The organism is Alishewanella sp. HH-ZS (assembly GCF_001704375.1).
Lineage (GTDB): Bacteria > Pseudomonadota > Gammaproteobacteria > Enterobacterales > Alteromonadaceae > Alishewanella > Alishewanella aestuarii.
Map to the genome: position 1 here is coordinate 44,471 of NZ_LZEJ01000001.1, position 12,927 is coordinate 57,397.

The following is a 12,927-nucleotide window of genomic DNA, read 5'->3' on the forward strand; positions in this document are numbered from 1 at the left end:
TAAACTTTGCATCTTACAATAACAGCGCTTCTTCTCTCGGATGGCGGACGCGGGAGGATTCGAACCTCCGACCGCTCGGTTCGTAGCCGAGTACTCTATCCAGCTGAGCTACGCGTCCATTCCGAGAAATGGCGGAGATGGAGGGATTCGAACCCTCGATAGAGTTTCCCCTATACACCCTTAGCAGGGGTGCGCCTTCAGCCACTCGGCCACATCTCCGCGCTGTGTTGCGGCGTGTATATTAATGTCTCAGGAAAATAAGTCAAACTATTTTTAGAAACGTACAGTGTGTTTGCCGAGCTTTTAAGCAATTCGCTGTTTAATTGACTTAAAAGCGGCAAAATGACGATTTTAACACTAATGAAATACAGGACGAGGCTTATTCACCTTCGCTGAAATTACCGCCATTGGTATCTTTTTCAGCTTGGATCCGCATATAAATTTCTTCACGGTGAACTGAAATGTCTTTCGGCGCATTAACGCCAATCCGTACCTGATTACCTTTTACACCCAGTACAGTAACGGTTACTTCGTCACCGATCATCAGGGTTTCACCCACTCGACGCGTCAGAATTAGCATGCGATTGCTCCTTTGCCTGTCACCACAGAGCTCTGTCTCTGTGCTGTTATAAGATTAGCGCTGAATCATAGCTCAGCGCCAGTGTATTTAAAACTTTTCTTATATCCGATTATACCGTTAACCGCTTACAGCCGCTCACTAATATAGTCGAATGCCGCCTTTAATACGGCCGGTAGTGCTGCAGTATCGGTGCCACCAGCCTGCGCCATATCTGGCCGGCCACCGCCTTTACCGCCGAGCTGACCTGCTGCCCAGCCAACCAATTGACCGGCATGTACCTTGGCAGTTAAATCACTGCTGACGCCAGCAATTAAACTGACTTTGTCATCATTCACGGTGGCCAGTAACACCACTGAGGAACCAAGTTTGTTCTTCAGCTCATCCAGCAGAGTCCGCAGTGCTTTGGGATCGGTTTGTTCCAGCTGTTGCACCAGCACCTTAACCTCACCCACTTGCTGCACATTCGCCGTTAATGAAGCTCCGGCATAGCTGGCCAACTTGGCCTTTAACTGCTCGATTTCTTTTTCCAGCTGTTTGCTGCGGTCCAGCGTTTGCTGTACCCGCTCGGCCAGACTAAAGGCATCACCTTTTAACAAGCTGGCGGCCTGGCTGATTTGCAGATCTAACTGCTGCAAGTACTGAATGGCGGCCGGGCCACTGACGGCTTCAATCCGCCGCACGCCCGAGGCGATACCGCCTTCGCTGACAATTTTAAAGAAACCAATGTCACCTGTGCGTTCGACGTGTGTACCACCACAGAGTTCAATTGAGAACTCGCCCATGCTCAGTACCCGCACTTCGTCGTCATACTTCTCGCCAAACAGCGCCATGGCGCCGGCTGCTTTCGCCGCTTCAATAGGCATTACGCGCGTCAGCAGTGGCAGGTTCAGTTGGATTTGTTCGTTAACCATTTGCTCCAATTGCTGCAGCTCAGCGGGTTTTACCGCTTCAAAATGCGAGAAGTCAAAGCGCAGCCGCTCCGGGCCAACCAGCGAGCCCTTTTGGGTCACATGCTCACCCAGTACTTTACGCAAGGCAGCATGTAATAAGTGGGTTGCCGAGTGATTTTTACGAATGGCATTGCGCCGCGCCAGATCAATAGTCGCTTCAACCTGATCACCGACCTTTAGCTCGCTACTCGCTTCAACCTTATGGGCAAAGGCTTTGGCAATCTTTTGCGTATCCAGCACCGCTAACACAGCACCGTTCTGCAGCTTAAAGCTACCGGTGTCGCCAATCTGACCACCTGATTCGGCATAGAACGGCGTGCTATCCAGGATCACCAGGCCTGTTTCTCCTGCTGCTAAATGGCTAACCTGCTGACCTTCTTTGATAATTTCCTGTACTCTGGCATTAACAAAATGCTCGGTATAACCGGTAAAGCCGGTTTGTACCGCTGATGTCAGTTGCTGATTATAGTCCAGACCAAAGTTACTGGCTTGCTGCGCCCGCTTGCGCTGCTCAGCCATGGCGGCATCAAAACCCGCCTGGTCAATGCTCAGGCCACGCTCACGTGCCACGTCATTGGTCAGGTCTACCGGGAAGCCGTAGGTATCGTACAGTTTAAACACCAGCGCGCCCGGAATTTCTGTGCCGGCAAGGCCCGACAGCTCTTCATCCAGGATCTGTAAGCCCCGCTCCAGCGTTTTGCCAAACTGCTCCTCTTCCTGTTGCAGCGCTTTTTCAATAATCGCCTGTTTCGCCCGCAGTTCAGGGTATGCATCACCCATTTCAGCAGCCAAAGCAGCGACTAACTTATAGAAAAAGGCGCCCTTGGCACCCAGCTTATTACCGTGACGCACAGCGCGGCGGATAATCCGGCGTAGTACATAACCACGACCTTCATTCGATGGCATCACACCATCGACAATTAAAAAGGCGCAGCTGCGAATATGGTCAGCCACCACCCGCAGCGATTTGTCTGTCAGATCGGTAGCACCGGTGGCTTCAGCTGCGGCTTTGATCAGCGCAACAAAGGTATCAATCTCGTAGTTGCTGTGTACGTGCTGCAAAATGGCGGCGATCCGCTCCAGCCCCATACCGGTGTCGACACTGGGTTTTGGCAAGGGTTGCATTTCACCGCTGGCCAGGCGGTTAAACTGCATAAAGACGATATTCCAGATCTCGATAAAACGATCGCCATCTTCTTCCGCAGAGCCCGGCGGGCCACCCCAGATATGGTCGCCGTGGTCATAGAAAATTTCAGTACAAGGACCACAAGGGCCGGTATCTCCCATCGCCCAGAAGTTATCTGAGGCATAGGGTGCACCCTTGTTATCACCAATGCGGATAATCCGCTCAGCGGGTACGCCAATCTCATTTAACCAGATATTGTAGGCTTCATCGTCCGTGGCATAGACAGTGACCAGTAACCGCTGTTTCGGCAGTTTTACTACCTCGGTTAAAAACTCCCAGGCATACCGAATCGCATCCTGTTTAAAATAATCACCAAAGCTGAAGTTGCCTAACATTTCAAAAAAGGTATGGTGACGGGCGGTATAACCGACGTTCTCTAAATCATTATGCTTACCACCGGCGCGCACGCAGCGCTGTGCGGAGACAGCACGACTGTAACTGCGCTGATCCTGGCCCAGAAACACGTCTTTAAACTGCACCATGCCAGCATTAGTAAATAACAGGGTGGCATCGTTGCCGGGGATCAGCGAACTGCTTGGCACTACGCTGTGCGCTTTACTGGCAAAGAAGTCTAAAAAGGCTTGCCGGATTGCGGCGGATGTCATACTCATGAAAAATCCTGTTTAATTAATCAGCTATTATTACCTAACACAGCACGGATCTGCTCGCTGCTAAAACCGCGACGCTGCAGATACGCCATACGCTTCATTTTATCCTGATAATCAGCAATCGCTTTATCAGCAAATTTTTTCTGATAGGCGGCTTCGGCCAGGGCCCACCAATCTATTTCCAATTGCTCCGCCAGCGCGCTCAGCTCAGCTGCGGTGATTTGATGCTGCCGAGCTTCCTGCTGAATGTACTGATAGCCATAGCCCTGGCGACAGCGACTGCGCAGTAGCATTTCCAGAAAACGCTGTTCATTCTGATAGCCTTGCTGCTGACACCAGTCCAGTACTGTCTCAGCTTCTGCGCCTGAAGCGCCTTTTTGCAGGAGCTTTTGTTTCAGCTCTGCCCGGCTATGCTCCCGGCGGCTTAACCAACCGATCGCGGTTTTTCGCCAGGTTGCCAGCGTGTCCATACTCAGACCTCCAGCACTGCGTCCTTGCCCGCCGCCAGTTTTAACGCAAACAATTCGTTAAACGACAGAAAGAACGCAATGTTCAATAGCGGCACCACGACGACTAACCCCAGTAACATGGTGGGTACCGTTAACAATAACAAACCCAGGCTGAGTAAGCCAAATAACAACAGCGCCGGTATATTGCGCCAACATGCCAGAAAACTGGCCTGTAAAATTAATAACACCCGTTGTTCTTTCAAAAAGTAAGCAATAGCAACGGCATAGGCAAACAGCATGGTCGTAATTAACAAGCCGGCGACTAACAAAATCATCTGCAGCAGTAACAAGGGTTCTTGCTCACCACTTTGTTGGGCATTCACCATCGCAGTGTACAGATGTTCCCGGAAGTGCATTAGCGGCACACTGAGCAGAAAATTCAACGCCGCGATCATAATCAGGACTTGCCGGCAAAACGCCTGCTGAAACGGCCTAAACAGCCACATAATGTCAATTTTTTGCTGTTGCTGAACGCCAACAATGGCGCCATAGAGCCCGGCCGTCAGAAAGGGGCTGGCAAAAACAGCAATGATAAAAGTCAGCGTAAATTGTGCCGCCAGAAATGTGAAGACGAAGGTCAGCAACAGCATTTGAATAAACACCAGTGGGTATTGTTTAAAGATTTCCCAGGCCTGCTTAATCCAGCCGATAGCCGCATTGGCCGGTAAGCGTCTGATAATCAATTTTATCTGAAACGGCTTTTCCACTCTTGCTCCACAGTTTAGTTCAGCGTCGCGCCGAAAAATAGCGCTATCATACTGCAAACGCTGCACAATTAAGAGCCTGTTCTGTGGAAAAAGCCGGCTAAAGACCGAAATCCGGCCCGCGGGCTGACAGCACCGGCGATAAGCGTTAAGATGCCGTTGTTGATTTGTTGCTCACAGAAACGGAGTTCATCTTGTTGCGCACTTTGCTGATCTGCCTGCTGCTCTTTATTGGCGCTGTGTCCAGTGGCTATGCCGCCCCACTACATAGCCAGGGCATCCCGCTGCTCCAGAACTTCAAGCCCAAAGATTACGCAGCGGGAACCCAGAATTGGGCATTACTGCAGGATAGCTCTGGCTTAATTTATGTTGCCAATAACGTCGGCATCCTCGAATACGATGGCGTAAACTGGCGCACCATTCAAACCGCTAATAAATCAGTTGCCCGCTCTCTAGCCCTGGCACCAGATGAACGCATCTATGTTGGCGCCAAAGGGGAGGTCGGTTATCTGACGGCACCGCAGAGCGGTGGCCGGCATTATGTCTCGCTGACAGCTGAGCTACCCGAGAGCTACCGCGATTTTCAGGACGTGCGGCAAACCTTTGTTACCCCGGATGGGGTCTTTTTTATCAGTCGCCAATATGTGCTGCAATGGCAGCAGCAACAGTTTCGTATCTGGACTACCGACAGCGCCTTTCTGAAAGCCTTTTGGGTTCAACAACGTTTGCTGATCCGCGATCAGCAGCAGGGGTTACTGCAATGGCAGGATCAGGGGTTTGTGCCACTGCCAAACGGTGACTTTTTCCGCGACAAGGCAGTGTTCTTTCTCGAAGCCTTTGACGAACAAACACTATTAATTGGTACCCGCGACCACGGTTTCTTTCTCTGGCGAGACGGTCAGATCAGTCCATGGGCAACCGCCGTTGACCAACAACTGCAACAGGCTGAAATTTACAGTGGCTTAACGCTGCAAAATGGCCATTTTGCTATCGGTACCGTGCACGGCGGCCTGTTTATTCTGGATCGTCAGGGAAGGCTGGTAGATCGGATCACCAAGGCCTCCGGCTTACATGATCAAAATGTGCGGGCCATGGCGCAGGATCATCAGGCCGGGCTTTGGCTGGCACTGGATCATGGTTTAGCCCGCATTGCCTTGGGTTCAGCTCTATCGGTTTTTAACAGTGCCAGAGGCTTAGAGGGTAATGTCTTTGCAATTCACCGTCACCAACAACATCTTTATGCCGCTACCAGCCTGGGCCTGTTCCGGCTGGAGCAAGCCGATAATCTGGACGCCTACTTCAGACGGGTTGAACCGATACGGCAACAAAGCTGGGATTTTTTGAGTTTTGAGCAGCAATTGCTGGCCGCCACTAATAGTGGTGTCTACCGGCTGCAACCAACTGGCCCGGAGCTGATCCGACGCTCAGAACTGGCATCAAAAGTGCTGGTTCGCTCACAGCTGGTGCCAGAACGGGTGTATATTGGCTTGCAAGATGGCTTAGCCACTATGCGTCTGGAGGACGGCGAATGGCGGGATGAAGGTAAGGTACCCGGCGTGCACGGTAACTTAAATTCTATCGTCGAAATGCCGGATGGCCAACTCTGGCTTGGCACCCTGGCACACGGCCTTTATCGTTTGCAGTTACCAGCCGAGTGGCAGGGAGGCAGTTCAGTGCCATTATCACTGAGCCATTATGATAAAAGCCATGGTCTGCCCAGTCTGAATCGGAATAGTGTGCATCTGTTACATGATCAGTTGTATTTTGCCACGGTCAGGGGCTTATTTCGGTTCCACGCTAATGAGAGCCAATTTCGTTTAGATCCAACCTTTGGCGCTTTATTCAGTGGCGAACAGCCATGGATCCGCGATCCCCTGATGGATGCCGCCGGACGGCTTTGGATGTTAATCTGGGATAATACCGCCGGCACCCGCCATGCCGGTGTTGCCCTGCCCAAAGCAGATGGCAGCTATCAATGGACAACCAGCAGCTTACAGCCGCTGGCGGATATTCCGCTGGATACCATCCTGCTTGATCAACAATTAGTGTGGTTTGGTGGCGCCGAAGGTATTTTCCGCTTTGTCGCCGATCAGTTTCAGGCCCCGCAACCAAAGCCCCCGTTACTGCGGCAGTTGACCAGCAGTGATGGCGAGCGACTCTATGATGGTGGACCGGTTCCCGCCGGACTCAGCTTGCAACCAGAGCAAAATAACCTGCGTTTTAGTTACAGCAGCCCGAACTTTGATCACCTGCAGGCAGAGCAGTTGCAAGTCAGGCTGTTCGGGCATGACGACAGCTGGTCGGCCTGGAGCTTAGAGCCCTATCGCGACTACACCAATCTGCCACCCGGCGAGTATCGCTTTGAGATCCGGGCTCGCAATGCTGCCGGCCAGATCAGTAGTGCCGATGCCCTGCATTTCCGTATTCTCGCGCCCTGGTATCAAAGTCGCTGGCTATATGCTGCACTCGCGCTGCTGTTTGTGCTGTCAATGATGCTGTTAATGAAGTGGCGCACTCATAGCCTGCTGCGTGAGCAGCAGCGTCTGGCAGCCCTAGTTTCCCAGCGTACCGAACATTTACAGCAAACCTTATCGGAGTTGGAGGCAGCACGACGGCGGGCAGAGGCAGCTACCCAGGCCAAAAGTCAGTTTCTGGCCAATATCAGCCATGAATTACGCACGCCGCTTAATGCCGTACTGGGTTTTGCTGAACTGGCACAGCAGAGCAAAGCCATTAGCGATAAGCAACTGTATCTGGGGCGGATCCGTAATGCCGGAAAAATACTGTCCAGCATTATTAATGACCTACTGGATTTCTCTAAAGCCGAAGCCGGAAAAATTCAGTTGGAGCAACTGCCGTTTAAATTACAGGACTGTATTGAGCAGGTCGTTACCTTGTTTAGTGCGCAGTTAGCCGACAAAAAACTGCCACTGCAACTGAATCTGGCGCCGGATCTGCCAGCACAGCTGGTTGGTGATCCACTGCGTTTGAGTCAGGTGTTGATTAATCTGCTGAGCAATGCGGTTAAATTTACTGAACGTGGCGCTATCCGGTTGACAATCAGCCTGCTGACCACCTCTGACGAGCGGCTATGTCTGCTGTTCAGCCTGGCCGATACTGGTATCGGCATTAGTGAGACACAGCAACAGCAGCTGTTCCAGGCTTTTAATCAGGGGGATCAGAGTATTAGCCGTCAGTATGGGGGCACTGGTCTTGGACTGGCAATCAGTAAGCGTTTGGTTGAGCTGATGCACGGCCAGATCCAATTGCAAAGCCAACCCGGTGTCGGCACGACGGTGAGCTTTACGGCTTACTTTAGCAAGGCAAAACTGCCTGCGGCCAATCCTCACAGTAGCGAAGCCCCTGCGGAGCCATCGCTGATTAGCGCTGAACCCTATGACGGCAACCCACTGCTGGTCGTCGATGACAACTATTACAATCAGCAATTACTGAAACTGATGCTGGATAAACTGGGGTATCCCTGCCTGGTTGCCAGCAGCGGCGAAGAGGCGCTGCTGCTGCTAGCGCAACAGCAGGTATCTTTAGTGCTGCTGGATATTGAGATGCCGGCGATGAATGGCTATCAAACCTTGCAGGCGATCCGTCAGTTGCCAGGGCGGCAGCAGCTGCCGGTGATCGCTGTCACCGGCCATACAGCAGTGCAACTGGGAGAACGGCAAGGTCAGCTGCAGTTTGATGATATGCTGACCAAGCCTTTCAGTCTTGCCAGTCTGCAGCAACAGCTGACCAAGTTTCTGCGCTAGCGCAGATTCGGCGCCAGCCAGCTTTCGGCCTGTTGCTCGCTCCAGCCTTTGCGCTGTGCGTAATCCGCCAGCTGATCGCGGTCGATTTTACTGACGGCAAAATACTTGCTGTCCGGGTGGGCGAAGTACCAGCCACTGACCGCAGCACCCGGCCACATGGCATAGCTTTCGGTGAGCTGCATCTGAATTTGCGCCGGCACATCCAATAGCTGAAATAAGGTGCCTTTCTCGGTATGTTCCGGGCAGGCCGGATAGCCGGGCGCGGGTCGGATCCCCTGATACAGCTCGCGGATCAGTTGTTCATTATCCAGCTGTTCATTGGCGGCATAACCCCAATATTCGCGCCGGACTTTTAAATGCAGATACTCTGCCAGCGCTTCGGCCAAACGATCGGCCAGCGCCTTGACCATAATGCTATTGTAATCATCATGTGCTGCCGCATACTGCGCCGCCAGCTCATCAGCACCAAAGCCGGTCGTCACCGCAAAGGCACCCACATAGTCCGCAATGCCGGAGCCAACAGGGGCAACAAAATCTGCCAGACTACAATTCGGCGCATTATTCCGTAGCGCCAGTTGCTGTCGCAGATTATGCAGGCGGCAGCGCTCGGTGGTGCGGCTGTCATCCTGGTAGATGATAATATCATCGCCATCACTGTTGGCCGGGAAAAAGCCAAAGGCCGCTTTACCACTAATCAGGTTCTCTTTGATCATCTGATCCAGTAGCGCATTGGCATCCTGATACACCTTCCGCGCTTCCAGCCCAACTTCAGCATGTTGCAAAATCGCCGGAAACTTGCCAGACAGCTGCCAGGTCAGGAAAAACGGTGTCCAGTCGATGTAGTCGCGCAGTACCTGTAAATCAACCTGCTGCCAGTAATGTACACCAGGCTGTTTCGGCGCTGGCGCTACTTTCGTTAAATCCAGATGGAATTTATTCTGCCGTGCCTCGGCCAGACTCAGCATCCGCTCACCAGGCCGGCTGCGTTGGTGCTGCTCTACCGCAATACGATATTCCTCTGCCACCCGTGCCAGATAGGCCGGTTTATGTTCGGCGCTGATTAAGGATTGCACTACGGAGACGCTACGCGAAGCATTAGGCACATACACCACGCCATGCGCATAATGCGGCGCAATCTTAACTGCAGTGTGCGCTTTAGAGGTAGTGGCACCACCAATCAACAACGGCACGCTAAACCCTAGCCGGGTCATTTCTTTCGCCACATGCACCATCTCATCCAGCGACGGCGTAATCAAACCCGATAAGCCAATCACATCAACCTGCTGCTCTTTAGCTACCCGCAGAATTTCCGCGCAGGACACCATCACACCCAGATCGATAACCTCAAAGTTATTACACTGCAGCACCACGCCGACGATATTTTTGCCGATATCGTGCACATCGCCTTTTACCGTTGCCAGCAGGATTTTACCCTGCGCCCGGCCACCGGCTTTCTCCTGCTCAATATAGGGTTGCAGGTAAGCAACAGCTTTTTTCATCACCCGTGCTGACTTGACCACCTGCGGCAGAAACATCTTGCCTTCCCCAAACAGATCGCCGACGACGTTCATGCCATCCATCAGCGGGCCTTCAATCACATGCAGTGGTCGCTCTGCCTGCTGCCGGGCATCTTCGGTGTCCTGCTCGATAAAATCGGTAATGCCTTTTACCAGCGCATGCTCCAGCCGTTTATTTACCGGCAGGCTGCGCCAGGCATCATCCACTTTCTCGGCGACACTGCCATCGCCTTTAAACTGCGCAGCAATCTCTAACAAGCGTTCGGTGGCATCCGGACGGCGATTTAGAATCACATCCTCTACCCGCTCCCTGAGCAAGGGCGGGATATCGTCATACACCGCCAGCTGACCCGCATTAACGATGCCCATATCCATACCGGCCGCAATAGCATGGTATAGAAATACTGAGTGGATGGCTTCGCGCACCGGATCGTTACCACGAAACGAGAACGACACATTGGATACACCGCCGGAAATCTTGGCATAAGGGCAAAGGCGCTTGATTTCACGGGTCGCCTCAATAAAGTCCACCGCGTAGTTGTTGTGCTCTTCAATACCGGTCGCCACCGCGAAAATATTGGGGTCAAAAATGATATCTTCAGGCGGAAAACCAATTTGCTCAGTCAGGATCTTGTAAGCGCGTTGACAGATTTCGACTTTTCGGGCCTTGGTATCAGCTTGCCCCACCTCGTCAAACGCCATCACCACCACAGCCGCGCCATAGCGGCGCAACAACTTTGCCTGCTGTAAAAAGCTCGCTTCGCCTTCTTTCAGCGAAATCGAGTTCACTACCGCCTTACCCTGAATACACTTTAGCGCCGCTTCAATCACGTCCCACTTCGAGGAGTCGACCATAATCGGCACCCGGGCGATATCCGGCTCTGCTGCCAGCAGCGTTAAATAGCGCACCATAGCAGCCTTGCTGTCCAGCATCCCCTCATCCATATTGATGTCAATGATCTGGGCGCCGTTTTCAACCTGTTGCCGTGCCACATCCAGCGCCGCTTCGAAATCGCCTTTTAATATCAGTTTTTTAAATTTCGCCGAGCCGGTAACATTAGTCCGCTCGCCGATATTGATAAATCTTGCCTGCTGTTGCATTACCACTCCACCGCAAAGGCTTCTAGGCCGGCCAGATGAAAACTATGATCGGCCGCTTTTGGTTGCCGCGGCGGCGCATCTTTTACCGCTTCGGCAATGGCTTTAATATGCTCTGGCGTGGTACCACAGCAGCCACCGACGATATTTAAAAAGCCCTGTTTGGCCCAATCAGCAATTTCTGCTGCCATCGCCTCAGCGCCTAAATCATATTCGCCAAACTCATTCGGCAAACCTGCATTGGGATGCACCGAGACATAAGCTTCGGAAATGGTGGCCAGGGTTTCGACATAAGGACGCAGCAAATCCGGCCCCAGCGCGCAGTTCAGGCCAAAGGTCACCGGCTTGACATGCGCCAGCGAATAATAAAAAGCTTCGGTCGTTTGGCCGGACAGCGTGCGGCCCGAGGCATCGGTGATGGTACCCGAAATCATCACCGGTAACTCCAGCTGCAGCTCTTCAAACACCTCCAACACGGCAAAGGCTGCGGCCTTGGCATTCAGCGTATCGAAAATGGTTTCCAGCATAATAATATCGGCGCCACCTGCAATCAGCGCCCGGGTCGATTCCTTGTAAGCAAGCACTAACTCATCAAAGCTGACATTGCGAAACCCCGGATCGTTAACGTCTGGCGAAATCGAGGCAGTACGGTTAGTAGGTCCTAACACACCGGCGACAAAACGGGGTTTGTCAGGTTGCAGTGCTGTGACTTCGTCACAAACCCGCCGCGCCAGTGCCGCCGCCTCACGATTGATCCGCTCTGACAGGTGCGCCATCTGATAATCATGCATCGCAATGGTGGTGGCGTTAAAAGTATTGGTTTCAATAATGTCCGCCCCGGCCAGCAAGTATTGCCGGTGAATATCGGCAATAAGTTCCGGCTGAGTAAGCACTAACAAATCGTTGTTACCTTTGAGATCGCACGGCCAATCCGCGAACTCCGCGCCGCGATAACCGGCTTCATCCAGGCGGTGCTGTTGGATCATGGTGCCCATAGCGCCATCCAGCACCAAAATACGTGAGGCCAGCAGCTGGCGTAGTTGCTGTGGCGTTAAACGAAGCTTTGTCATTAACTGTTGCCTATCTGATTCAGGTCAAAGGGCGTAGCCTGGTAAACATAATAGTTTAACCAGTTACTGAATAATAAAAAGGCGTGCGCCTGCCATAATTTTAGCGGCCCCTGGGCCGGATCATTATTCCGGTAGTAGTTTTCCGGTAAACGCGGCGCCAAACCGGCCGCCAGGTCACGTTGATACTCATCATCCAGCGTGGTCAGATCATATTCCGGATGCCCGGTAACAAAGATCCGGCTACCACTGCTGTTTTGCAGCAAATAGGCTCCGGTGACATCGGCCTCAGCCAGGATATGCAAATCATCATGCTGTTGGTATTTTTGTTTTGGCACCTGCGCATAACGCGAATGCGGCACCAGAAATTGCTGATCAAAGCCGCGCAGCAGCGGGCTCAACGGCTGTACTACGTCTTGCCAGTAAACACCGGATAATTTCTCGCCGCGAATTTCCCGCTGTAAGCCGTAGTAATGATACAGCGCAGCATGGGCGGCCCAACATAAAAATAGCGTCGAGGTAACATGGGTATCCGCCCAGCGCAGGATCTCACCAAACTGCTGCCAGTAGGTGACATCTTCGTAATCGACCAGCCCCAGCGGCGCCCCGGTAATAATCAGACCATCATATTTCTGCCCCTGCACATCAGAAAAGTAACGATAGAAGCAGTTTAAATGGCTCTCCGGTGTATGTTTACTGACATGATCATCGATGCGGATCAGCTCAATATCCAGCTGCAGCGGGCTATTCGCTAATAAACGTAGTAACTGAATTTCAGTCACAATTTTATTGGGCATTAAATTCAGAATCGCGATCCGTAATGGCCGGATATCCTGGGCTGCCGCCCGGCTCTCGGTCATTACAAAGACATTTTCTGCTGATAAGGCTTCTACTGCAGGTAACTGGTCAATCACTTTAATAGGCATAGCTGGCTCCGCCTGTGG

At 52.4% G+C, this 12,927-nt stretch carries 8 protein-coding genes and 2 tRNA genes; 1 reads left to right on the forward strand and 9 read right to left on the reverse strand.

Features of this window, described 5'->3' with window-relative positions:
• Positions 1-41 precede the first annotated feature (41 nt).
• The 6 genes from A9165_RS00240 to A9165_RS00265 all read right to left on the reverse strand — a co-directional run bounded on the left by A9165_RS00240 (position 42) and on the right by A9165_RS00265 (position 4,540).
• Positions 42-118, reverse strand: a tRNA-Arg gene (locus A9165_RS00240).
• 11 nt (positions 119-129) lie between these two features.
• Positions 130-219, reverse strand: a tRNA-Ser gene (locus A9165_RS00245).
• A 160-nt stretch (positions 220-379) separates the two neighbouring features.
• Positions 380-580, reverse strand: a complete 201-nt coding sequence (gene csrA / locus A9165_RS00250; RefSeq protein ID WP_008607295.1) for a carbon storage regulator CsrA — start codon at positions 578-580, stop codon at positions 380-382.
• A 125-nt stretch (positions 581-705) separates the two neighbouring features.
• Complete coding sequence (gene alaS / locus A9165_RS00255) at positions 706-3,327, reverse strand: alanine--tRNA ligase (RefSeq protein WP_065954532.1); 2,622 nt, start codon at positions 3,325-3,327, stop codon at positions 706-708.
• Positions 3,328-3,347: 20 nt separating this feature from the next.
• Positions 3,348-3,794, reverse strand: a complete 447-nt coding sequence (locus A9165_RS00260; protein ID WP_065954533.1) for a regulatory protein RecX — start codon at positions 3,792-3,794, stop codon at positions 3,348-3,350.
• A gap of 2 nt (positions 3,795-3,796) precedes the next feature.
• Positions 3,797-4,540: a hypothetical protein gene (locus A9165_RS00265; protein ID WP_039925065.1), complete on the reverse strand. Its 744-nt coding sequence runs from the start codon at positions 4,538-4,540 to the stop codon at positions 3,797-3,799.
• 191 nt (positions 4,541-4,731) lie between these two features.
• Between A9165_RS00265 and A9165_RS00270 the strand changes: the two genes are divergently transcribed.
• A complete protein-coding gene (locus tag A9165_RS00270) occupies positions 4,732-8,301 on the forward strand; it encodes a hybrid sensor histidine kinase/response regulator (RefSeq protein WP_065954534.1) in 3,570 nt (1,189 codons plus the stop codon).
• On the opposite strand, the gene metH is transcribed toward A9165_RS00270, so the two are convergent.
• Genes metH through metA form a run of 3 tightly spaced genes read right to left on the reverse strand, consistent with a single transcriptional unit; the run spans position 8,298 to position 12,909 of the window.
• The gene (metH, locus tag A9165_RS00275; RefSeq protein WP_141686124.1) at positions 8,298-10,919 is read right to left on the reverse strand and encodes a methionine synthase; all 2,622 of its coding nucleotides are present in this window, start codon (positions 10,917-10,919) and stop codon (positions 8,298-8,300) included. The genes A9165_RS00270 and metH overlap by 4 nt on opposite strands.
• A complete protein-coding gene (locus A9165_RS16730; protein ID WP_141686125.1) occupies positions 10,919-11,986 on the reverse strand; it encodes a homocysteine S-methyltransferase family protein in 1,068 nt (355 codons plus the stop codon). Before A9165_RS16730 ends, metH begins: the two co-directional genes overlap by 1 nt.
• Complete coding sequence (gene metA / locus A9165_RS00280; RefSeq protein WP_065954535.1) at positions 11,986-12,909, reverse strand: homoserine O-succinyltransferase; 924 nt, start codon at positions 12,907-12,909, stop codon at positions 11,986-11,988. Before metA ends, A9165_RS16730 begins: the two co-directional genes overlap by 1 nt.
• Between the last annotated feature and the right edge of the window lie 18 nt (positions 12,910-12,927).

Excerpts from the sequence above, each read along its gene's own strand:
- csrA (WP_008607295.1), bottom strand. The coding sequence starts at position 580 with ATGCTAATTCTGACGCGTCGAGTGGGTGAAACCCTGATGATCGGTGAC.
- alaS (WP_065954532.1), bottom strand. The coding sequence starts at position 3,327 with ATGAGTATGACATCCGCCGCAATCCGGCAAGCCTTTTTAGACTTCTTT.
- A9165_RS00260 (WP_065954533.1), bottom strand. The coding sequence starts at position 3,794 with ATGGACACGCTGGCAACCTGGCGAAAAACCGCGATCGGTTGGTTAAGC.
- metH (WP_141686124.1), bottom strand. The coding sequence starts at position 10,919 with ATGCAACAGCAGGCAAGATTTATCAATATCGGCGAGCGGACTAATGTT.
- A9165_RS16730 (WP_141686125.1), bottom strand. The coding sequence starts at position 11,986 with ATGACAAAGCTTCGTTTAACGCCACAGCAACTACGCCAGCTGCTGGCC.
- metA (WP_065954535.1), bottom strand. The coding sequence starts at position 12,909 with ATGCCTATTAAAGTGATTGACCAGTTACCTGCAGTAGAAGCCTTATCA.